Origin of the sequence: Enterobacter sp. JH25 (genome assembly GCF_021725435.1) — a bacterium.
GTDB lineage: Bacteria > Pseudomonadota > Gammaproteobacteria > Enterobacterales > Enterobacteriaceae > Enterobacter > Enterobacter intestinihominis.
The window spans coordinates 3,469,914-3,490,652 of the sequence record NZ_CP091319.1 but is presented as its reverse complement, the minus strand read 5'-3'; the positions used below and the strand labels follow the sequence as shown (position 1 = coordinate 3,490,652).

The following is a 20,739-nucleotide window of genomic DNA, read 5'->3' as shown; positions in this document are numbered from 1 at the left end:
TTGTTTATTTATATGTTTGCGATTTATAAGCCTTATTATTTGTGCAGGTATTAAATTATTTCGTTATAAAAATGATATAGCTATAAATGTCTGAATACGCAAATTAAGTGTTCGTAAACCCAACGCGGCTATTGCAGGGGAGATTAATTGATAGCGTGAATATATTTCGTTAGCTATGAGGGCGCGTGGATGAAGGGTTTTGGCGTAAAAGGTGCAACCCTTAAAACGGTGCTGGTGGGGCGATATTAATAATTATAATATGCGATAAATATCTAATTTTGGTTAGGTTTAATTGCTGCTTAATTGTAGTTTAAGTTAGGGTAAAATATCTGGTGTATGATATATTTAAAACTCTCTCATTTATAAAATATTTTTTTACGGGCGGGTTAATTTCTGCTACTCAAAAAAATTACGTATTTTCTACTCATGTTTAATAAATAAAAGGCCGCAAGCGTGGCCTTTCAGAGGCTATCGGTATTAGCCTAAAGAAATTATGCCGATTTCCACGAGGGCGGCTAATGTCAAAAGAATAAAGAGGATAACAACTATTGGTCTGTACATTTTTAAGGTTCCATCCTTGTGTGAAGTCCTGCCCATCGTGTCCGTTGTCATTTTCCATGGTAATGACGTGCTGTCGTTGATGCTCATCAAAGGGACGCAGTAGATTGAGGAAAATCTGCATTCAGGGTTGGAACCATTTAACGCAGTGTAGGCTGCGTGGCGGGGAGCTGTCGCCACTGGCGGATGTGCTCGATCAGGGCTCTGAGCTTGGGGGCCATATTGTGGCGCTGGGGAAAATAGAGATAAAAACCAGGAAAAGATGGAAGAAACGCATCCAGTAAGGAAACCAGCTGTCCTGATTCAATGTACGGTGTGAAGGTGTCCTCCGTGGCAAAGGTTATACCACCGCCGGCCAGCGCGAGGCTGAGCATAAGACGCAGATCGTTAGTGGTGATTTGTGGTTCAATTGCCACATCGAAAGGGACGCCTGCTTCCTCAAACTCCCAGCGATAGGGGGCAACGTCCGGGGAAGGGCGCCAGCCGATACACCGATGAGCGACCAGCTCACGGGGGTGCGTCGGTGCGCAGTGTGTCGCCAGATAGGAAGGTGAAGCCACCACCCGTTCACGCTGCTGGCCCGTAAGGGGAATAGCGATCATGTCTTTTTCGATAACTTCGCCCAGCCTCACCCCGGCGTCATAGCCCGCTGCCACGATATCGAATTCCTCATCTGACACGAAAACATCAAGCGATACCGCAGGATGCGCGGCCGTAAACGAGGCGAGCAGTGGGCCCGAAAGAAACGCTTCCGCAATTGAGGTGACAGCGATCCTGAGCTGTCCGCGCGGTATGCTGTCCGAGGTGACGTCGTCAAAGGCCGCCTCAATGTTGGCGATGGGCCCCAGCAACGATTTATGCAACCGTTCACCCGCTTCGGTGAGCCTTACCGAGCGCGTGGTGCGCATCACCAGCAGGGTCTGAAACCCATCTTCGAGACGTCTTATTCCCTGGCTGACAGCGGAACGGGTTATGCCCAGGCGCCCGGCGGCAGCGCTGAAGCTGCGTTCTTCGGCGACCGCCAGAAAAAGCGGTAACAAATTAAGATCGATTTTCATTGTTTAACATTGCTAACCAGTGAGTCCAGTAAAGGCAGGATACAAGAAACAATGGTCTGTATCTATGATTGCAGTGAACTCAACTGAAGGAGTAAAACATGAACAAAGTCATCTTAATTACCGGCGCCTCCAGCGGTATCGGAGAAGGTATCGCCAGAGAGCTCGGCAAGGCTGGCGCAAAAGTGTTCCTGGGTGCACGCAGGCTGGATCGCATCCACGCTCTGGCTGATGAAATCCGCAGCGCAGGAGGGGAGGCAGAGGCTCAGGTATTAGACGTTACCAGCCGCCAGTCGATGGCCGCCTTCGTTCAGGCAGCACGGGAAAAGTGGGGCCGCATTGACGTACTTATTAACAACGCGGGCATTATGCCTCTCTCTCCCCTTTCGGCTGGCAAGCAGGATGAATGGGAGCGCACCATTGACGTAAATATCAAGGGCGTACTGTGGGGTATTGGTGCTGTTTTGCCGATTATGGAAGCCCAGGGCTCGGGGCAGATCGTCAATATAGGCTCGATTGGTGCCTTGTCCGTCGTGCCCACGGCCGCCGTCTATTGCGCGACCAAATTTGCGGTACGGGCCATTTCCGATGGTTTACGTCAGGAAAGTTCGAACATCCGTGTGACCTGCGTCAACCCTGGGGTAGTGGAAAGCGAACTGGCCTCGACCATCACGCACGAAGAAACCATGGCGGTGATGGATGCGTACCGGGCTATTGCTCTCAAACCGGCTGATATCGCTCGCGCCGTGCGCCACATCATCGAGGCGCCTGAGAGTGTCGATACCACCGAAATCACCATCAGACCTACGGCCTCTGCAAACTAACGTTGCGGGTCAGGCACCAGCCTGACCCGCTTCACCCTCTTACCACGGCTGTTCGGTCGGCATAATAAACAGCTCTGCCACGTCCACATGTTCCGGTGCCTGCAATACGTAAAGAATCGAGTCGGCGATATCATCGGCTTTCAGGAACGTCATCTTCTCCTTCAGCTGTTCCATCTGTGCACGATAATTTTCGTCACTGATATGCTCGAATAATTCACTTTCAACGGCACCCGGCTGAAGCGAGGTGACGCGAATGTTGAACTGAGGGGCCAGCTCCATACGCAAAATATCCGAGAAGGCGGCAACCGCGTGCTTCGTCGCGCAGTATACGCCCAGTCCGGGAAACGTTTTACGCCCGGCGATCGACGAGGTATTGATGATATGACCCGAGCGCTGTGACTGCATAATCGGCAATACGGCCGCGACCGTGTTAAACAGGCCCTTTACGTTTACATCTACCATTCGATGCCACTCGTCAACCCGGAGGCTGGCGATATCCGAAATCGGCATCAGCCCGGCGTTATTAAAGGCGATATCAATATGGCCATAGCGTTTGTGCAGTGCCTCCACCCCTTTATTAACTGAGGCCGGGTCAGTGACATCCATGGCCAGCGCCATGGCTTCCCCGCCAGCAGCCTCAATTTCAGACACCAGCGCCTGAAGACGATCCAGACGGCGGGCAGCGAGACCCACCCTGACGCCCTGTTCCGCTAACTTTTTGGCCGTGGAGGCACCAATTCCGCTTGAAGCACCGGTGATGAGCGCGACTTTACCGTTGAGTTCCATAGTTGATCCTCTTGAGAGTTAATTTCAACGCTTCAGAAAGAATGTCTGAAGTACGGGTCAATAATGGATCTTTCTGGCAATCGCTTCGCGCGGGCTTTTGCTCAAACTGTCGGGCTTTTGCTGCGAACGGCATCGCTGCGATAGTGGGAGGGCGTCACGCCGTTATGCCTGAGGAATACGGCAGCAAAGTGGCTGGGGCTGGTGTATCCGACGTTCAGTGCAATATTGATAATGGAATCATTGCTTTCCGATAGCATGCGACGCGCCTCCTCCATGCGTAGCCGGATAAAGTAGTGAGAAGGGGAAAGTCCGGTTGACTGTTTAAAGGCGCGGCTAAAATGGTATTCGCTAAGATCGGTCAGTTCAGCCAGGCGTGCCAGGTCAAACGGCTGGGCTAACCCTTCACGCATTGCCGTGAAGACCCGGTGCAGCTTAAATGCCTGCAAGCCCCCGCGGTGTCGTTTCGCATGTGTGCCATAGGTGCGAATCAGATGTACTGCCAGCGCCTGCGCAATGCCCTGAATAAACGGGCCGCTGGGTGGATTTTGCAGATACAGCTCCTGACGTATCTGCTCCAGCAGGGCGGATAGCGTGTCGTCGCGCGCGCCGGAGACTTCCCGCAGTTCATACTCCTGCATCATAGCCACTCCCATATAAACATGCATAACGACGAAAGGCGTATCTGGCCCGGCGTGCCAGCGCATTTCAGTAGGAGAAGCCGCCGTTGTGAGAAAGAAATCGCCTGCGGTAACGCGGTTTGCTAACCACGGCTCACCGGGGGAACGCTCCTCAACGACGGCATTACCTGAGAGGATCCAGACGATAAAAGGCTCCGGCACTGCCGGAATAATGACGTTTTCCTGCACGTGTCTGCGCGCCAGAATTTGCACGAATACATCCCGGGAAGATTGCGCCCGATGTTCCCTGATCAGCTTGCCGGGAAGGTATTCTTCAAAGGTCTCTGCGGAAGTACGCTGCGTCATATTTATCGTTGCCTTTAGCTATGCCAGTTGCACCAGGTTCACCGCCGGAAGAGGCCCTCCGGGGAATTGTTGTAGCGTACCGCCAACCTCCAGGCTGCCTAAATCAATACTTGCGAAGCCCAGTTGACCGGCTAAGGCTGTTATTTCCGCCTTTGCGTCAGGATGGTCTCCGGAGATAAAGACGACACGACGGCCACCCGCCTGCGCCGGATCCTGAGCCAGCACCCCTGCAAGGAGAGTATTGAAGGCTTTAACGACGCGTGCACCCGGAGCCCACTGTGTCACCACCTGGCTTGAGTTTTTTCCGCCCAGTTCAGCCAGCGTGAAGCCTGGCAGTATGACCGGGTTGGTCGCGTCGATCAGGATACGCCCCTTCCAGTTGATGCCGCGTAACGCGGCCTCGGTTTTGTCCCAGTTTGTGCTGACAAAAACGATGTCGGCCTGGGCGGCCTGTTCTACGGTGCCAGCGCGAGCCCCGTGGCCCAGTTTCTCAACCACCGCAGTCAGGCTTTCCGGCCCGCGGCTGTTACTCAGAATAGCGTTCATGCCCGCTTTAACCAGTTGTTCTGCAAAGGCTTTCCCGATAGCGCCAGCGCCGATGATACCTACAGTAGTCGTTTTCATATTGTATTTCCTTCATTGAAGAGTAGTGAACATGCACTGAGAGTAGTAATCTTTGACCTATCTGAATAGCCTATATAATTAGATGGGATCCATCTGCTGGAGCGATACATGCTGGACGGTATGTCTGTTGATCAACTCCGCACCTTTATTGCTGCCGTTGATGAAGGGAGTTTTTCCGCCGCCGGTCGCAGGCTGCGGCGCGCGCAGTCGGTTGTCAGCGCGACGCTGGCAAACCTTGAGGCGCAGGTCGGGTTTCCATTATTCGATCGTACCGGGCGTTATCCGACGCTGACGGAGGCGGGCGTCGCCATGCTGGAAGCGGCGCGTCTTGCCACTGCCGGGATGGACGCCTTTAAGGCTAAGGCGCGCACCTTAGCCGAAGGTCTTGAGCCTGAACTGGCGGTGTCCGTCGACGTGATGTTTCCCGTAGCGCAGCTCACCGCTGCGGTGCAGGCGTTTCAGCAGGCATTTCCTGACACCCCGCTGCGTTTGTATGTGGAAGCGTTGGGGGCGGTGTTCCAGCCTTTACTGGACGGTCATTGCCGGGTGGCGATAACCGGATCGCTGCCGCATCTTCCGGCGGGATGCATCTCAGAATTCCTTCTCAGCGTGCCTGCGGTGGCCGTTGTCTCCCCTGAGCATCCGCTGGCGAACGCGTCCGGTCCGATCCTTCGTTCACTTTTACAGGAACACGTCCAGCTGGTGCTGACCGATCGCTCCTCTCTCACCGTGGGCCGAAGCTTTGGCGTCATGTCGTCAAAGACATGGCATTTAGCGGATATGGGCGCGAAGCACGCCTTCCTGCGTGCCGGACTGGGGTGGGGTTATATGCCGCTGCCAATGGTCGAGGAAGATCTCGCAGCGGGAAAACTGGTTACGCTGAACGTGCCGATGCAGCCCGACGTCGGGCCCGGTTTTTCCATGCAGGCGGTGCACCTGGAGGAACATCCGCCCGGCCCGGCCGGACGCTGGTTCGTTAACAGGCTGAAAATGCAGGCTGGCATGCCTCTCAACGAACGCAGCGGATCCGGCAAGTGAGCTCAACGGATAATTCAGGTTTTGTTGCTGTTGCATGTCTCCAGTATCGCACCGGCCCGACGGGCCGTGGCAGGCAGGATGTCGGCATCGGCCACGTAGCCATCGGGATCGAGACAGCGATTGTGTTCTCTCGCCTGTTGCAGGATCGCTTCATCCCAGTAGAGGCGCTTACGCTGATCGCCGCGGGTCGTCAGAATAAACTCCGTTTTGCCGTCAACCGCGCGGTAGCGACGCCAGCTGTTTGCCGGAACAGAGATCACCGAACGTTCCGGAGCGATAACGCTCACTTCTTCGCCCGCCTCGTTCCAGGTGACCTCCAGCTGGCCTTTAAAGACCATAATGACCTGAATATCCGGGCAGAGATGGCGGCCCACAACGTGATCCTCGGCGAGACGCAGCCATTCGACGGAAAAACCGTGCGGGCTCACGATAGCGGGAGCGGAATCCCGATCCTGTGAAATGCCGAAACCGATAACCGGCGCAATTTCGCCGCCGTGTCCTGGCAGCACCGAATCCAGCAGTCCCTGGGCTGACCAGCAGCGGTCATCGCCGGTTACCGCACGCTGGCGCATCTCCTCAACGCTGTAGTCACGCAGCCCGGCAATATATTCCTCTGACAGCGGCGTCAGCAGCGCGGCGGGGTCAGGCCGCGGATCGCCGGTTTCCTGTGTGATGAGCATGTTGTCTTTACTCAAATACATTCCGTATTCGCTGGCTGCCGCCAGCACGGAAGGATGCCAGATGATGCCGCCCGTGTTGTCCCCGCCGAGCACCGTAAACACCATACCGCTGGTCTCTTCTTTACTGACGTTGGTGAAACCGCGGAAGATCCAGGTCGGTATTGAAAGGATAGTGGGTGCGCTAAATTCAGCTTCATGCTCGCCGTTGGCGCCCCAGCGAAAACGCCATGTTCCTTCATGGATCAGGAACACCTCGGCGGTGAAATGCAGATGCAGGTTATTGGTTACCCCTTTCGGCATAGCCGCCGCGCCAATGTTAAAGCCGTGCGGCTCGGGAATATTGACGACCTGCTCGCTGGACTGGGTTACACCCGGGCCGATGAAGGAATAGTTTTGTTTGAGATGCGAGCCGGGTAGCTTGCAATCAATAAAAGCAAGATTACAGGAAATCATGTCCTCGGGGGCGATTAACCGTGTTCGAGCCTGACTCTGGGTAAGATGGATGGTTTTCATTATTTCTCCTTTTAATAACCGGATGCACCGGTGGTAGGGATAGCGTTGCCGCGGGCGAGGGCAATGGCTTCACGCGAGGCGCGACCCAGTTGCATGACGTCGTTTGCAGGGGTAACAAACTGAAAACCCTGATCAATGCGCGCTGCGGCGGCCGCGCCGGAAGTGCAGAAAATTCCGGCAATCTTCTGCTGCTGGCGGCAGCAGTGAATCACCCGCTCAATAGCAGCAAGCATTTCGGGATGTTGGGATTCGGCGCTGGCGCTGCCGGTCAGCGTCAGTGAGAGATCGTTGGGGCCAATAAACACACCGTCCAGCCCTTCGGTATCAAGGATGGCGTCAAGATCAGCCAGCCCTTCGCGGGTTTCGATCATCGCCAGCGTCAGGATCTCGTTGTTAGCGTGCTGTGGATAATCACTGCCGCCGTAGAGTAGACCTCTGGCCGGACCAAAGGAGCGAACACCCAGCGGTGGATAGCGACAGGCCGCGACAAAACGGCGAGCCTGTTCCGCGCTGGAGATCATCGGGCAGATTACGCCGTAGGCTCCTGCGTCTAATACGCGCATGATTTGCGCCGGATCGTTATCTGCCACCCGCACCAGCGGCACGGCAGGCGTGGCCGATAGCGCCTGTAGCATTGACAGCGCGCTGGCAAAATCAATCATGCCGTGCTGCAAATCGACGGTGACGGCGTCGTAACCCTGATGGCCCATAATTTCCGCGCTATAACCGGACGGGATCGCCAGCCAGCCGTTTATGATGGGAGTATTTTCCAGAAATGCGGTCTTTAAACTGTTTTTGCGCACTGTATGCACTCCGTTATCCACTGACGCAGCAGCGGCGCGATCTCATCCGGGGTTTCCAGCGGAATAAAATGCCCGCCAGCCTCCACCGTATGCCTGGTCACGTTCGCATTGCCTGCTGCCAGTAGTTGATGATGATGGGGCGTGCAGATAACGTCCTGCGCGCCGTTTAGAAGTAATGTGGGGCAGGCGAGGGCGTTAAACGCAGTCCGGTTGTCCTGCCGGTGAATGGCCATTTCCGTTTGCCCGGCAAAGGTCTCAATGCCGCACTCTTGCGCCATTCGGCAAATAGTCTCTTGCAGGATCCGATCGGACAGACGTGACGGGGCGACATAGCTCTGCCACAGCGAGGAGACCAGCCAGTCGGCCAGGCCCCGCGCCTGTGCGGTGCGTACCGCTTCCCGGCGTGAAGCGAGGGTGTCTGGCGCAACGGGCAACGGATTAACGGAAATCAGCGTCAGCCCGTTCACTCTTTCTGGCGCGTCGGCGGCCATTTGCAGCGCGACTATGGCACCGAGAGAAAACCCTGCCAGCAGAAAGCGCGGCGGCAGAACCTCTAATAACCGCCGTGACGCCTGCGGCGCGGACTCCGCACCCGTCAGCGTAATACACGACACCGCTGCGACATTCAGCCGTTCAATAACGGGCTGCCAGAGCCGGGCGTTACAAAGCGTGCCACCAAGCAGCACCAGTGGGAGATCGGTATTGTCCAGAAGCGGATATTCCATTCCATCCCTCACGTAGCCGTCCAGCCGCCGTCAACCATCAGGGCACTGCCGGTGATCAGCCCGGCGGCATCTGAGGCGAGAAACACTACCGGGCCCATAATGTCCTCCAGCCTGCCTAACCGGCGCAGCTTGATGTTGTCCAGCACGTACTGGCAGAACGTCGGATCGGCGAGCGCCGGGCGCGTCAGGTCGGTTTCAATGAAGGTTGGGCACAGCGTATTAACGCGGATCCCCGCATCGCCCAGCTCCAGCGCCATCGTTCGGGTTAACCCTTCAAGCGCGAATTTGGAGGCACAGTACACGCTACGCTCGGGGCCACCAACGTGTCCCATTTGCGATGAGATGTGAATAATCGACCCTCCCTTACCGCCCGCCCGCATTCTGCGCGCCACGCGCTGGCTGACAAAAAAGGTGGCGCGCAGGTTAAGCGCCATCACCGCATCGAAATTGTCCTCGTTCACCTCAAGAAACGGCTGGTGGCGGGCCAGCCCGGCACTGTTCACCAGAATGTCGGGCGTGGGCAATGTCGCCAGCACACGCTCAACCTCCTGAGCGTCGGTAATATCCAGCTCCAGCGGGTGAAATGCGAGCCTGTGTTCCGCTGCCACACCTGCGGCATGCGCCAGCGCCTCGCGGCCCCGGGCGGCGATCCATACCTCTGCGCCCGCCTGTGCGAGGGCGACGGCGGCAGCGAAGCCAATCCCTCTTGACCCGCCGGTTACCAGCGCGCGTTTGCCGTGCAGGGTGAAAGAGGGCGTTTGCAAAAGCGTCATGGCTTACACCTTTTCCCTGACCGGGGCCGGTGTGGCGTAGGGAACCTCCGTCTGGCCATAACGGCGCACGCGAATATTGGCCTGCTCGGCATGTCCGGCGAAACCCTCCAGCAACGACAGACGCGAACAATAGCTGCCGATTTCGGCGGTGGCTTCGTCGCTGAGGACTTTCTGGAAGGTGCAGGTTTTCATGAACTTGCCCACCCACAGGCCGCCGGTATAGCGTGCGGCTTTTTGCGTCGGCAGGGTGTGGTTGGTTCCGATCACCTTATCGCCATAGGCCACGTTAGTACGCGGCCCAAGGAACAGCGCGCCGTAATTGGTCAGGTTAGCCAGGAACCAGTCGTCCCGGTCGGTCATCACCTGAACATGTTCGGAAGCGATACGATCTGCCTCCAGCAGCATCTCTTCGTAGCTGTCACAGACGATGATTTCCCCGTAGTCCTGCCAGGACTGGCGGGCAATGTCGGCGGTAGGGAGCTTTTCCAGCAGCCGTTCCACTTCGCTGAGCGTCTCTTTGGCAAGCTGGAGCGAGTTCGTCAGCAGGATGGCAGGGGTGGTGACGCCGTGTTCGGCCTGGCCCAGCAGATCCGTGGCGCACATTTCCGCGTCAACGGTGTCATCGGCAATCACCAGCGTTTCCGTCGGACCGGCAAACAGATCGATACCTACCCGGCCGAACAGCTGGCGTTTGGCCTCCGCGACGAAGGCGTTACCGGGGCCGACCAGCATGTCGACCGGTGCCAGCGAGTCCGTGCCCAGCGCCATGGCGCCTATCGCCTGAATGCCGCCAAGGGCATAGATTTCCGTTGCGCCAGCCATTTTTTGCGCCGCGACAATCGCCGGGGCGGGCTGACCGTTAAACGGCGGGGCACAGCTGATAATTCTTGAGCACCCCGCCACGCTGGCGGTGATAATCGACATGTGCGCGGAGGCGAGCAGGGGATATTTTCCGCCAGGCACGTAACATCCCACGGCGTTAATCGGAATATTTTTATGCCCGAGAATAACGCCGGGACGCGTTTCAATTTCCAGATCCCGCAGGCATTCTTTCTGCGCGCGGGCAAAATTCGCCACCTGCTGTTGGGCGAATTCAATATCCTGAATATCCTGGCGGCTTAACTGTTTTATGCAGCGGTCGATCTCCGCGGGGGTCAGACGATAATCCTGACGGTCATAACGATCGAATTTAATGGATAATTCGCGAATGGCTTTATTTCCACGCTTTTCAATATCCGCAAGTATTTGCTCAACCGTTTCTCTTATTTGCTGGTTGGCTTGCTGGCGCTCTTCGGTAGATTTACCGGTTTTTAATTTCCAGGACACACGCTTCTCCTTACCTTTTTTAGATGTCAGTTGTCCTCCCGGCAGACCGGGAAAGGGTGTTTACTTCAGAGTGGGTTATTGATCCGGCGCGGCGGCGTACGCACCGTTTTTTAATAATTGGGCTGAGGTTTGCGTTTTACGGGCATATACCCATCGAGCGGACAGCGGCGTGGCAATAGCGGCCACAACGGAAAGGGCGGCAATCAATATATAACCGGACGACAGGTTAATATGTTGCATCATTACGCCCATCATTACCGGCCCGACAAACATCCCGCAGGAATAAATGGTCTGGAATAGTCCCATTCGCGTGGATTGTTCATCGGACGAGGTATTCACTACGCTGAGCGACATAAATGCGGCAAAGGCCATACCGAACGAAAAACCTGCCAGCGCCTGCCACAGGTAAATGACGTACATATTGCTGGTAAAGGGAATGCCGAAGGTGGAGATCACCTGTAAAACGATGCCGAGCACGGCGGTTTTTACCAGCCCAAGGCGCTGATAAAACACCGAGCTGCACAGGGCGATGGCCAGCCCGTAAAACAGAAGGTGGATGTTTCCGAGCACCGCGAGGATCCCCGCCCGGGCGCCGAGCTGTTCGGCGTAGACCGGCGTCAGGGTGTCCCGGGTGGCGAAGGGCACCAGAATGACGACGGTCGCCAGGATGCCAATCAGCCAGACGGAACGGTCGGCCAGCTGCTGGCGCGCGCCGGTGATGCAGGCTTTAAGCGTGGGGGCCTGCACCGGGTCGTGCACGTCCTGAATGCGGGTCGTCAGGATCAGCGCCACCAGGGCGGAGATGCAGGAGACAAAAAAGGCGATGTTATTGGCAAAATAGTGGATCAGCACCGCGCCAATACAGTTGCCGAGAAACACGCCGATGGGCCCTGCCAACGCCAGCAGCGCGACGGCGGCAGGGGCTTCGTTGCGACCGAAGTAACGCATGAACAGGATGTTGTACAGCACCCATGTCGCCGCCGTGACGCCGTCTGCCGCTTTCGCCAGATACAGCGTAATGGCATTGGGTTCAAGCCAGGCAATTGGCCAGGCGATAATTGGCAGCAGCAGGCCAATCTGGATGAAGATCCTGCGGCTTTTAACCACGTCGGAAATAATGCCTAACGGGAAGCGTATCAGAAGGGTTGCCAGCCCGGATGCGCCCATGATGATGCCCATGATCTGTGGCTCAATGCCCTGGTTGATCATCATGGGGGCCAGGAATGCATCAATGCTATGGATGCAGATAAAGAACAGGATGCTGATGATGAAAAAGAGCCGGGCTTCCCGACGGCGTAACAGTGCTTGAAACATGGTTTTGAACCTCTTAAGAATTAATGGGTTATAACCAGTCAGGGACGACGTTTACCGGTTCAATCCTTTGGGCGACTCCTGTTCTCTCCGGTACCATTGACGGTATGAAAACTCTTTGCATACGTATTCAAGATTTGAAGTTACGAAAAGGTTTCATGTTTGTAAAGTGATCTCGATCTTGTTGTGAGAATTTTAATTTTTTGTGTTGCATACGCATGCAAAGGTGGTGTAAGTATAAAAAACACCCACTTGCTGAGGCGTTTGAAGCACGCGCAAATGGGCAGGACGTTGATAAGGAATCAGGGGTAATGAAACGTAAGACTTTTGCAGCAGTCACATCCCAACAGGTCGCTCAACTGGCGGGGGTATCGCAATCTGCGGTGTCGCGAACGTTCACGCCGGGGGCCAGCATTTCACCGGCAACGCGTGAAAAAGTGCTGAAGGCGGCGCGCGAGTTGGGCTATCGCCCGAATGCGATAGCCCGTTCGCTCAACACGGCGCGTTCGCGCATTATCGGTGTCGTCATTTCTTACTTTGATAACCCCTTTTACTCGCAGGTGCTGGAGGCGCTGGCACAAAAGCTGGATACGCTGAACTATCACCTGCTGCTGTTCGTTGGCGACCGGGACGGTAACGTTGACCGTATTTTTGACCAGATTATGCAGTACCGGGTGGATGGCATTGTGCTGGCCTCGGTGACGCTGTCGCTGGAGTTATCCGAGGAGTGTCTTGCCGCCGGGATCCCGGTAGTGCTGTTTAACCGCAGCGAAGAGAGTGGCATGGCCTCCAGCGTCAACAGTAATAACGAAGCGGCCGCGCGGCAGATTGCCGAGTTTCTGCTGGCGGGGGAGCACAAGCGTTTTGCCTACGTGGGCGGCGTGGCTGATTCCCCGGTCAATATCGCCCGCCAGCGCGGGTTCATCTCCACGCTGGAAGAACATGGCATCACCGATGTGCGGGTGGTGCACGGGAATTACGACGCTCAGCAAACCACCCGGGCGGCTTATACCCTGTTTTCGGCGTCGCCAGCGCCGGATGCGGTCTTTGTCGCCAACGATCATATGGCCGTCACGGTAATGGATGTGGCGCGCTATGAGTTTGGTTTGCGCATTCCGGAGGAGGTCTCCATTGTCGGGTATGACGACATCGGCCCTTCCGGCTGGCCCTCTTATGCGTTGACCTCGGCGTCGCAGCCGGTCGGCGCGATGGTAGATGCCACGGTGGAACTGTTAATGAAGCAAATTGACAGCGGAACCATAGAGCCTGAACAGATTACGGTGCCCGGTACGCTGGTGATACGCCACTCGGCGCGTCGCCCACGCAGCGGCGTTATCGAAACCAATGGTTTAACGCTATTCCAGTCTAAGGAGCGCACATGACCAGATTGCGGGGCTTCAGCCCTCAATTCGACTCTATCCAGCAGTTCATTTTGACGCTGACGCATGTCGTCTGGGAGCAGAAAGATATCGGCCAGCTGGCGGATTTTTACGCCACGCCGGTGGTTTTCACTACCCCCGAAAAACAGCTGCATGAGCTTTCCCAGTTTATGCGCCTGACGCTTGAGGCGATGCACAGCTTCCCGCAGCGAGCGGTGCTGACGGAGGATATTCTGTGCAGCCAGAACCCGGGGGACGAGTACTATGCGGCTCAGCGTACCGTAGCCCGCATTCAGCATCAGGGGGAGGGATTTTTTGGCCCGCCGACCGGGAAAAATGTCTGGGTCCGCACCTGGGCCGATCGCATCTGTGTTGATGGGGCCGTACGCCAGGAGTGGCTGCTTCAGGATCGTGCTGCGATTGTGGCGCAACTGGGGCTGGATATCCGCGAATTTGCCTTTAACCTGGCGACCATGCGCCAGCAGCTTGGCGTGGAGGCGGTCTCTGCCGAGACGCTGGATGCCCGCTGGGCGGGCGGGCCCGAGGGCGACGACGTAGAAGGGGCGCTGGCAGGCGTCGTTGAGCGCTACTTAACCATGTGGGCGGGCGGTAACAGTGGCGTGGTGCCCGGTCTCTATCACCCAGCGGCGACGCTTTACGCGCCGGGTCATTGCCTCTGCACCGGTGAGCAGGAAATTGGCGCACAGCTTTCTGGCTACCGCGCTTCATTTGCCGACAGCGAAACGCAGCTCCATCATCTGATTGTGCGTAAAGATCCTAACGAGCCGATTCGGCTTTCCCTGCGCTGGTCGTTATTAACCTGGCATGACGGTTACGGCAAATTTGGTGCGCCAACCCGTAAACCCATATCAATTACCGGTATCAGCCAGCTTGAATTACGTGATGGTTTAATTTTCCGTGAATATCTGGGGATCGATGAATTAGCGATCTGGTCGCAAATAGTGAATTAACAGGGGCGGCAGCCCCCTTATTCTGGCTGCCGAAAATAATCGAGTTTAATTCACCCTCACTTACGGGTGCGGGTTCCTATTGTCTGAAAACAGAGCAGGAGTTTATATGTCTTCCACCGAAGCAACAAATAAAGCACCAGCTGTACCCGAAAAAAGCAGCGTGAAATCGCTGAAAGAGGAACCTGTATTACAGGTGGAGCGTCGTGATTTTGTCGATCTGGTACCGGAAAAAAGACCGCGCGTGCAATCATTACGCGGCTTTGATGACTGCTATACCGATATTGTCGATTATATAGTTCGCTGCACCCATAAAATATGGGACGAGCGCGATGTCGGCTTAATTTATTCTCACTATACCCATAACTGCGTGCTGTATAACGCGCTGGGGACACTCTATAACCGTGAGCAGGTGGTACAGGATACGCTGCAACGCTTAATTGCCTTCCCGGAGCGGCGCGGCATGGCAACCCAGGTTATCTGGAACGGAAATGATGTTGACGGTTTTTATACCTCTCACCTGGTGACGGGAAGCGGGCGGCATACCCAGCACAGCCATTTAGGCAAGCCGACCAACCGCACCTTCGTTACCCGTACCGTGGCAGATTGCATGATCCACGAGAATAAAATTTACCGGGAGTGGGTGGTCAGCGACAACATGTCGTTAATGAAACAGCTTGGCCTGAATACCGATCAAATCGCATTTAATATGGCAAAGGAGCAGTTTGATAAAGGCTTCCGCGTGATGGACATCGGCGAAAATGGCCGCATGCTGGGACAATATCCGCCGGAGATGGAGTGCGATGTATCCATTGCACACACCGATACGGAAGAGCAGTGTCTGCGCTGGCTGCACGAGATCTACAATCGTCGGATGTTCGGCAAAATCAAAGAGGTTTACGCCCCTAACGTGCAGTGGCATGGCCCGCTGATGAAAGAGCTGTACGGCACCGCGGCGGTAACCCATCAGACGCTGGCGCTGGTGGGGATGATCCCTGACGGCGCGTGGCTGCCGCAGCATATCTGTTCCAACCCGTGCGATGAAGGCGGCGTCAAAGTGGCGGTTCGCTGGATCATCGAAGGGCATCACCTGGGTTACGGCGAACTGGGCAAGCCGACCGGAGAACGACTGTTCGTGATGGGCATGTCGCACTACCACATCGTCAACGGCAAAATTGTTGATGAATGGGTCGTGTATGACCACCTGGCGCTGCTGGCGCAAATCAAACTCGGCCAGATGGAGGACGCGTAAATGTTAAATCAGGTGAGCTGGATTAAGCGCCCGCAGGGGCAGGATGCGCAGGCCGATCGTTCCCTGACGGAGAAGGTCAGCGCCATTATCGAGCGCGTGAAAACCGAAGGCGATACGGCGCTAAGAGCCTTTTCGCAGCAGTTTGATAACGTCGTGCCGACGCAGTTTGAGGTGAGCGAGCAGGAGATCGCCGAAGCACTGCAGGGGATGGATGCCCAGACGCGCCGCGACAGCGAGTTTGCTATTAATCAGGTGCGTCGTTTTGCGCAGGCGCAGCTGGCGACCATGCAGCCGCTGGAAGTTGAGACGCTGCCTGGCGTACATCTCGGTCACCGGATCATCCCGGTGCAGACGGTGGGCTGCTACGTACCGGGTGGGCGTTACCCGATCCTCTCTGCGCCGGTGATGTCGATTGTCCCTGCGACGGTGGCGGGCTGCGAACAGATCATCGCCTGTCTGCCGCCGGGAGCGCATCCTGCGATGATCGCGGTTTGCCATCTGGCGGGCGCGCACCGCATTTTCAGGGTAGGTGGCGCGCAGGCCATTGCGGCCATGGCCTGGGGAACGGAGAGCATTCCATCGGTGGACAAAATCGTTGGGCCAGGCAACGCCTTCGTTAACGAAGCGAAACGCCAGGTGTTTGGTCGAGTCGGCATTGATGCCCTCGCCGGGCCGAGCGAGATTTTCACTATCGCTGACGACAGCGCCGATCCGCGCATTCTGGCCGCCGATATGCTGGCGCAGGCAGAGCACGATATTCATACCCGCGTCGGGCTGGCGACAACCAGCCGGGATATCGCTGAGCGTACCCTGGCGGAGGTTGAGCGTCAGCTTGCCAGCCTGCCAACGGCCGCCACGGCGGGGGAGGCGTGGCGCCGGCAGGGTGAGATTGTGCTCTGTGAAGATGAAGCGCAGCTGATTGCGTTTGCTGACCATATGGCGACGGAGCATTTGCAGGTGCATACCCGCGATCCGCACGCGACGGCGGCGAAGATCCGCAACTATGGCTCGCTGTTTATTGGTCAGAACGCCAGCGTGGTGTTCTCTGATAAATGCTGCGGCACCAACCATACGTTACCGACGATGGCGGCGGCACGCTATACCGGCGGTCTGTGGGTTGGGGCGTACGTCAAAATCTGTACCCATCAGTGGATTGACGAGCAGGGTATCCCGGCAATCGCAGAACCGGCGATCCGCCAGAGCCGTACCGAGGGGATGCAGGGGCACCGACGGGCGGCGGAAATTCGTCTGCGTCCGCAGGACATTGATGCCATTACTACCGGCATGCGGGACTAAAACGTATCCCGGGCAGCCTTCTGCCCGGTTTTCATCACGAGGGAGCCTGAGTCTATGAAGCGCCTGATACCGCCAGACGACTGCCCGGAGGAAATTGCCCGCCGTCTCGACGTCATTCAGCAGCACCGGGCGCTCAACGCGATCCTCGGGGTTAACCCTGACGCCATGTCTCAGGCGGAACAGCATCAGCAGCAGCGTCGACGCGGGGAGCCGATCGGCCCCCTGCACGGCGTGCCGTTGATCGTCAAAGATAATATTGCCTGCGCACCGATGCCCATTACTCTTGGCTGCCGGGCGCTGGCCTCACTTAACGCGACGTCGGATGCGCTTGTTATACAGCGGTTGCGCAGGGCAGGAGCGATTATCCTCGCCAGAGCGAATATGTCCGAGTTTGCTTTTGACGTGCGCTCGCGAAGCTCGCTGGGGGGCGATGTGGCAAACCCGCTTCGCCCGTCACTCACCGCCGGAGGTTCCAGCGGAGGATGCGCCGCGGCGGTGGCGGCGGGGATGGCGGATGGCGCATTGGGTACCGATACCGGCGGCTCTATCCGCATTCCCTGTAGCTATACCGGGCTGGTGGGGCTACGGCCTGCTTTTCGCCGTTCACAGCTGGATGGCGTGGCGCCGCTCTCGCCCAGCAAAGATACCGTTGGGCCAATGGTACATAGCGTTGAAGATGCCGCCTTGCTGCATGCGGTGAACCATGGTTTGCCACCGGTTGCGCTTCCTGTGCGTTCGCTGAAAGGCGTTCGCTTTGGTGTGGTAACCGCGTTACAGGGAGAGGATGAGGTACAGCTGGAGGTCTGGCAGTCGGCGCTGCACACGCTGCGTCGTGCCGGAGCAACGCTGGTGGAGGTATCATTACCTTTGCTGGACGACGTAAGTCAGGCGACATGCCTGAGCCTGTATGAATTTCGCGTGGCGATTGACGACTGGCTTAGCAAACAGCCTGGCGCTCCCTCCGGACTGACAAGCATTGTGGACTCCGGCGCTTACCTGCCAGAGTTTGCGCCGTTTCTACGTCAGATGCTGGCGAGTAGCACGCTGAAAACTCCGCTCTGGCTGGCGGGGCGTCGCTTTCAGCGCCTGTTGCGGCAGAACCTTTGCCAGGTGGCGGAGGTGCAGCGCATCGACGGATTTGTGTATCCCACCGTACAACGATTACCAGAAAGTATGGCGAAGATGCCGCCAGGCTGCGCGCCGGAACTGGCCGCCATCAGCGGCCTGCCAGCTATAACGTTGCCGTGCGGCGTAAGCCGTATCGGTCTGCCGGTGGGGATGGAGATGTTATCGGTGCAGGAGAATGAGACGGCGCTGATGGTGCTGGCGCTGGCGTGTGAGGGGGCGCTGGACGGGAAGGGACAGATATAAAAAGCCCGCAGAGCTTGCGCCGTGCGGGCTTTCAGCACTTCATCGGGTGATTCTGGTAATCACCGATGGAGGATTTTTGGACTGGTGGAGTCTGAATAAATTCATTAATAGGCTGTTTTTTTGTTGATAATTTATAAATTCAACTTTCACGGGTATGCCAATGGCGATTTGTTGCAGTGTTTCCTGTGGTTAAGCAAACCTGTTTTTTGAATGGATCACATCAAGAAAAAGCTTTTTTGGATTTAACTGTTCACCCTTAACTTATATTTAGAAAGAAAAAGACCGGCTGTTGCCGGTCTGAGGTCGGTTAAGCCGTTACGGGTTTGTCTTCCTGTAGCTACTTCTAAGAAAGGGCAAGTCTGCGCACAGTCATCAGGAAATCGAATGGGGTTGAATCCCACAACTCAGGTGAGAAATCAAATCCATACCGGCTTTTGAATTGCTCATCCAGCCTGTCTTCGTAAAGCTCAAGGAAACAATCGACCTCTTCGGCTAACTCTTTTAACATCCAATCTGGGGCTGTTTTTTTATAGAGTTCAATAGTGCCCTCAATAGTATCCTCTCCCTCATTTATGAGGTCATGATCCTGATTGAAATAACCCTGAATCAGCTGATCAATATGATAGAAATTTTGCATAATCCATTTGTCCTATGGGGTCGGGAATGCTGTAAGGATATAGCGACAGAGCTGGTCATCCTTGTACTCGGAGTTTGGTTCAAAAGGCATTGAGTAGTTGCCTATTGCAGAACATCTATTGCCGATGAACAAGAGGCGTGGCAAGCGGCATATGGGCACTGGATGCAAAAATGTAAAACTGGGGTTACTGAAGTTAGCGCTGGCCAAAGTTTTGCCGAGTGGACGTAATGTGGACATGGGCAAAAAAAGGGGTTACGTTTTCACGTAACCCCTTGTTTTATTTGGGCTGGCGGAGTCTGAATTAGTCCGCTAACCATCTGAATTAAAATATTAATTATTCAATTCAATTATTCTTTGGTGCCTAAGAAGGTGCCTAAAACTAATTTTCATTTTATCGGTCCGCTTGGCGTGATCTTACAAGTCTGCTTAGACGAAGGCGAGAGCTGGTTTCGACAATCACGTCGCCGGGTTCCTCCGCGATACGCAGTGTAAGCCCTTGAGCATTAACGGCAGCTATCTGCTCAGCGATCTCGATACCGTCAACATCGACCGCGATTTTTCCCATGTTCAGCGCCAGCACATTAATGCTGTCGGCGTTAAGCTTCAGACCGATTTTCACTGTGTTTTGTCCTCCCGATACTGGCCCGTTGTGATGCGGGTGATGGTGCTGTAGCCGCTGCCCACTATCAGGCCGGTTGCACGGTGGGCACGCAGGATGTCGATGGCACCAATCAGTGAAGAGTGCTCGGTGAGGCTGGAGCTGCTGTGGTCAGTGCGCAACAGTTCATACCTTTCCACAATGAAGTTGACGGCGTCGCACAGAGAGATACCGGCGTTGATGTGCGCCTGAATTACGCCGTCGTCGCCAAACGGCGTGTCATTGAGTGTGAGACCATAATGCTTATCCAGCAGATGCGTGAGCAGGAGTTGCCAGACCTGCACGGGCGACGGACATGGCTCAGCCGCCCGAGGTTCGGGTAACGGTAAAGTTTGCATTGGGTGTGTCCTGTTTTTTTGGAGGTGGCCGGTCAGCCGGTAGCTACCGCTGAGGGATAAATCGCGATGTAAAGGTAGCCGTGCGAACCGAGCGTGTCGGCTTCGCAGGTTAGCCCGTTAAGATGCAGAGTGACGCGATGCTGATGGCGGGGATTCAGCTCACCGGCTGAAAGCATTTGTTCCAGCTGCTTCAATATCACCGGAAAAGCCTGGTCGAGGCGCAGTGCCTCATCGTCGCTCAAGTCGCCACTAAACTCTGCTCGGTCAGCTAGAAAGTGCAGCCGGTTGCCTTCCTGCACCAGCTTGGCACTGAAGCACGGCGTTTTACCGCACGTCAGTCCCCATTGTTCAGAATGCATATGTCCTCCTTTATGACCAGCCGCGTTCGGTAAACGAAACAATCTCTTTGCTGCCGACAATCACATGGTCCAGCACGCGCACCTCAACCAGCGCCAGCACTTTCTTCAGTCGCTCAGTAATGCGCCGGTCGGCGTCACTGGGTTCGGCATGACCGGAGGGATGGTTATGGGCAAAGATGGCTGCAGCAGCGTTGTGGCGTAATGCTGCTTTCACCACTTCGCGGGGATGAATTTCCGTGCTGGCGATGGAGCCGTAAAACAGCGTTTCGTGTGCCAGTAGCCGGTTCTGATTGTCCAGAAACACCACCATGAACACTTCACGCTCCAGCCCTGCGAGGTTCAGCCGCAGCCAGTCGCGGGTGAGTGATGCTGAGGTAAACGACACGCCCGGTTCACGCAGGTAATTTTCGATCAGCGTCAGGGCGCGTTTTATGGTGCGGTGTGATGAAAGAGGAAGAGATAATGCAGTCGTTTCCATAACG

At 56.0% G+C, this 20,739-nt stretch carries 22 protein-coding genes; 7 read left to right on the top strand and 15 right to left on the bottom strand.

Going from position 1 to position 20,739, the window contains the following annotated elements; translation table 11 throughout:
- Nucleotides 1–698 precede the first annotated feature (698 nt).
- A complete protein-coding gene (locus L2Y28_RS16705; protein ID WP_022649106.1) occupies nt 699–1,616 on the bottom strand; it encodes a LysR family transcriptional regulator in 918 nt (305 codons plus the stop codon).
- A gap of 98 nt (nt 1,617–1,714) precedes the next feature.
- On the opposite strand from L2Y28_RS16705, the gene L2Y28_RS16700 reads away from it, so the two are divergent.
- Nucleotides 1,715–2,437 (top strand): SDR family oxidoreductase, encoded by a 723-nt coding sequence (locus tag L2Y28_RS16700; RefSeq protein ID WP_022649105.1) that lies wholly within the window; start codon nt 1,715–1,717, stop codon nt 2,435–2,437.
- 39 nt (nt 2,438–2,476) lie between these two features.
- Here the strand turns inward: L2Y28_RS16700 and L2Y28_RS16695 are convergent, their stop codons facing one another.
- The 3 genes from L2Y28_RS16695 to L2Y28_RS16685 form a co-directional block, all read right to left on the bottom strand.
- Nucleotides 2,477–3,223: an SDR family oxidoreductase gene (locus tag L2Y28_RS16695; protein WP_022649104.1), complete on the bottom strand. Its 747-nt coding sequence runs from the start codon at nt 3,221–3,223 to the stop codon at nt 2,477–2,479.
- Between the two features lie 101 nt (nt 3,224–3,324).
- Complete coding sequence (locus L2Y28_RS16690; RefSeq protein ID WP_022649103.1) at nt 3,325–4,206, bottom strand: helix-turn-helix domain-containing protein; 882 nt, start codon at nt 4,204–4,206, stop codon at nt 3,325–3,327.
- Nucleotides 4,207–4,224: 18 nt separating this feature from the next.
- A complete protein-coding gene (locus L2Y28_RS16685) occupies nt 4,225–4,830 on the bottom strand; it encodes an NADPH-dependent F420 reductase (protein ID WP_022649102.1) in 606 nt (201 codons plus the stop codon).
- A gap of 108 nt (nt 4,831–4,938) precedes the next feature.
- Here L2Y28_RS16685 and L2Y28_RS16680 point away from each other — a divergent pair, with 108 nt between their 5' ends.
- The gene (locus L2Y28_RS16680; RefSeq protein ID WP_022649101.1) at nt 4,939–5,868 is read left to right on the top strand and encodes a LysR family transcriptional regulator; all 930 of its coding nucleotides are present in this window, start codon (nt 4,939–4,941) and stop codon (nt 5,866–5,868) included.
- A 14-nt stretch (nt 5,869–5,882) separates the two neighbouring features.
- Here L2Y28_RS16680 and L2Y28_RS16675 read toward each other — a convergent pair whose 3' ends face one another.
- The 6 genes from L2Y28_RS16675 to L2Y28_RS16650 all read right to left on the bottom strand — a co-directional run bounded on the left by L2Y28_RS16675 (nt 5,883) and on the right by L2Y28_RS16650 (nt 12,002).
- Nucleotides 5,883–7,061, bottom strand: coding sequence for a hypothetical protein (locus L2Y28_RS16675; RefSeq protein ID WP_022649100.1), 1,179 nt, complete (start codon nt 7,059–7,061; stop codon nt 5,883–5,885).
- Nucleotides 7,062–7,072: 11 nt separating this feature from the next.
- Nucleotides 7,073–7,864 (bottom strand): HpcH/HpaI aldolase/citrate lyase family protein, encoded by a 792-nt coding sequence (locus L2Y28_RS16670; protein ID WP_022649099.1) that lies wholly within the window; start codon nt 7,862–7,864, stop codon nt 7,073–7,075.
- Nucleotides 7,846–8,589: an alpha/beta fold hydrolase gene (locus L2Y28_RS16665; RefSeq protein WP_022649098.1), complete on the bottom strand. Its 744-nt coding sequence runs from the start codon at nt 8,587–8,589 to the stop codon at nt 7,846–7,848. Before L2Y28_RS16665 ends, L2Y28_RS16670 begins: the two co-directional genes overlap by 19 nt.
- A gap of 8 nt (nt 8,590–8,597) precedes the next feature.
- A complete protein-coding gene (locus L2Y28_RS16660; protein WP_023330173.1) occupies nt 8,598–9,362 on the bottom strand; it encodes an SDR family NAD(P)-dependent oxidoreductase in 765 nt (254 codons plus the stop codon).
- 3 nt (nt 9,363–9,365) lie between these two features.
- Nucleotides 9,366–10,688, bottom strand: coding sequence for a histidinol dehydrogenase (gene hisD, locus L2Y28_RS16655; protein ID WP_022649096.1), 1,323 nt, complete (start codon nt 10,686–10,688; stop codon nt 9,366–9,368).
- Nucleotides 10,689–10,763: 75 nt separating this feature from the next.
- The gene (locus tag L2Y28_RS16650) at nt 10,764–12,002 is read right to left on the bottom strand and encodes an MFS transporter (RefSeq protein ID WP_022649095.1); all 1,239 of its coding nucleotides are present in this window, start codon (nt 12,000–12,002) and stop codon (nt 10,764–10,766) included.
- Between the two features lie 308 nt (nt 12,003–12,310).
- On the opposite strand from L2Y28_RS16650, the gene L2Y28_RS16645 reads away from it, so the two are divergent.
- From L2Y28_RS16645 to L2Y28_RS16625, 5 genes are all read left to right on the top strand, one after another.
- Complete coding sequence (locus L2Y28_RS16645) at nt 12,311–13,381, top strand: LacI family DNA-binding transcriptional regulator (protein WP_023298419.1); 1,071 nt, start codon at nt 12,311–12,313, stop codon at nt 13,379–13,381.
- On the top strand, nt 13,378–14,349 hold the full coding sequence (locus L2Y28_RS16640) for a nuclear transport factor 2 family protein (RefSeq protein WP_022649093.1): 972 nt from the start codon (nt 13,378–13,380) through the stop codon (nt 14,347–14,349). The genes L2Y28_RS16645 and L2Y28_RS16640 overlap by 4 nt, the downstream gene beginning before the upstream one ends.
- 106 nt (nt 14,350–14,455) lie before the next feature.
- A complete protein-coding gene (locus L2Y28_RS16635) occupies nt 14,456–15,598 on the top strand; it encodes an ester cyclase (protein ID WP_015571629.1) in 1,143 nt (380 codons plus the stop codon).
- Nucleotides 15,599–16,894 (top strand): histidinol dehydrogenase, encoded by a 1,296-nt coding sequence (gene hisD, locus L2Y28_RS16630; protein WP_022649092.1) that lies wholly within the window; start codon nt 15,599–15,601, stop codon nt 16,892–16,894.
- A gap of 54 nt (nt 16,895–16,948) precedes the next feature.
- Complete coding sequence (locus tag L2Y28_RS16625; RefSeq protein WP_022649091.1) at nt 16,949–18,265, top strand: amidase; 1,317 nt, start codon at nt 16,949–16,951, stop codon at nt 18,263–18,265.
- Nucleotides 18,266–18,608: 343 nt separating this feature from the next.
- Here L2Y28_RS16625 and L2Y28_RS16620 read toward each other — a convergent pair whose 3' ends face one another.
- The 5 genes from L2Y28_RS16620 to radC all read right to left on the bottom strand — a co-directional run bounded on the left by L2Y28_RS16620 (nt 18,609) and on the right by radC (nt 20,735).
- Nucleotides 18,609–18,902 carry a contact-dependent growth inhibition system immunity protein gene (locus L2Y28_RS16620; protein WP_022649090.1) on the bottom strand — a complete coding sequence of 98 codons (294 nt, stop codon included), beginning with the start codon at nt 18,900–18,902 and terminating at the stop codon, nt 18,609–18,611.
- Between the two features lie 391 nt (nt 18,903–19,293).
- Nucleotides 19,294–19,521, bottom strand: coding sequence for a DUF5983 family protein (locus L2Y28_RS16615; protein ID WP_022649089.1), 228 nt, complete (start codon nt 19,519–19,521; stop codon nt 19,294–19,296).
- Nucleotides 19,518–19,898 carry a TA system toxin CbtA family protein gene (locus tag L2Y28_RS16610; protein WP_022649088.1) on the bottom strand — a complete coding sequence of 127 codons (381 nt, stop codon included), beginning with the start codon at nt 19,896–19,898 and terminating at the stop codon, nt 19,518–19,520. The genes L2Y28_RS16615 and L2Y28_RS16610 overlap by 4 nt, the downstream gene beginning before the upstream one ends.
- Before the next feature lie 32 nt (nt 19,899–19,930).
- Nucleotides 19,931–20,257: a type IV toxin-antitoxin system YeeU family antitoxin gene (locus L2Y28_RS16605; RefSeq protein ID WP_022649087.1), complete on the bottom strand. Its 327-nt coding sequence runs from the start codon at nt 20,255–20,257 to the stop codon at nt 19,931–19,933.
- Between the two features lie 10 nt (nt 20,258–20,267).
- A complete protein-coding gene (gene radC, locus L2Y28_RS16600; protein ID WP_022649086.1) occupies nt 20,268–20,735 on the bottom strand; it encodes a DNA repair protein RadC in 468 nt (155 codons plus the stop codon).
- Nucleotides 20,736–20,739 lie beyond the last annotated feature (4 nt).

Coding starts and splice junctions, on each gene's coding strand:
- L2Y28_RS16705 (WP_022649106.1), bottom strand. CDS start 1,616: ATGAAAATCGATCTTAATTTGTTACCGCTTTTTCTGGCGGTCGCCGAA.
- L2Y28_RS16700 (WP_022649105.1), top strand. CDS start 1,715: ATGAACAAAGTCATCTTAATTACCGGCGCCTCCAGCGGTATCGGAGAA.
- L2Y28_RS16695 (WP_022649104.1), bottom strand. CDS start 3,223: ATGGAACTCAACGGTAAAGTCGCGCTCATCACCGGTGCTTCAAGCGGA.
- L2Y28_RS16690 (WP_022649103.1), bottom strand. CDS start 4,206: ATGACGCAGCGTACTTCCGCAGAGACCTTTGAAGAATACCTTCCCGGC.
- L2Y28_RS16685 (WP_022649102.1), bottom strand. CDS start 4,830: ATGAAAACGACTACTGTAGGTATCATCGGCGCTGGCGCTATCGGGAAA.
- L2Y28_RS16680 (WP_022649101.1), top strand. CDS start 4,939: ATGCTGGACGGTATGTCTGTTGATCAACTCCGCACCTTTATTGCTGCC.
- L2Y28_RS16675 (WP_022649100.1), bottom strand. CDS start 7,061: ATGAAAACCATCCATCTTACCCAGAGTCAGGCTCGAACACGGTTAATC.
- L2Y28_RS16665 (WP_022649098.1), bottom strand. CDS start 8,589: ATGGAATATCCGCTTCTGGACAATACCGATCTCCCACTGGTGCTGCTT.
- L2Y28_RS16660 (WP_023330173.1), bottom strand. CDS start 9,362: ATGACGCTTTTGCAAACGCCCTCTTTCACCCTGCACGGCAAACGCGCG.
- L2Y28_RS16650 (WP_022649095.1), bottom strand. CDS start 12,002: ATGTTTCAAGCACTGTTACGCCGTCGGGAAGCCCGGCTCTTTTTCATC.
- L2Y28_RS16645 (WP_023298419.1), top strand. CDS start 12,311: ATGAAACGTAAGACTTTTGCAGCAGTCACATCCCAACAGGTCGCTCAA.
- L2Y28_RS16640 (WP_022649093.1), top strand. CDS start 13,378: ATGACCAGATTGCGGGGCTTCAGCCCTCAATTCGACTCTATCCAGCAG.
- L2Y28_RS16635 (WP_015571629.1), top strand. CDS start 14,456: ATGTCTTCCACCGAAGCAACAAATAAAGCACCAGCTGTACCCGAAAAA.
- hisD (WP_022649092.1), top strand. CDS start 15,599: ATGTTAAATCAGGTGAGCTGGATTAAGCGCCCGCAGGGGCAGGATGCG.
- L2Y28_RS16625 (WP_022649091.1), top strand. CDS start 16,949: ATGAAGCGCCTGATACCGCCAGACGACTGCCCGGAGGAAATTGCCCGC.
- L2Y28_RS16620 (WP_022649090.1), bottom strand. CDS start 18,902: ATGCAAAATTTCTATCATATTGATCAGCTGATTCAGGGTTATTTCAAT.
- L2Y28_RS16610 (WP_022649088.1), bottom strand. CDS start 19,898: ATGCAAACTTTACCGTTACCCGAACCTCGGGCGGCTGAGCCATGTCCG.
- L2Y28_RS16605 (WP_022649087.1), bottom strand. CDS start 20,257: ATGCATTCTGAACAATGGGGACTGACGTGCGGTAAAACGCCGTGCTTC.
- radC (WP_022649086.1), bottom strand. CDS start 20,735: ATGGAAACGACTGCATTATCTCTTCCTCTTTCATCACACCGCACCATA.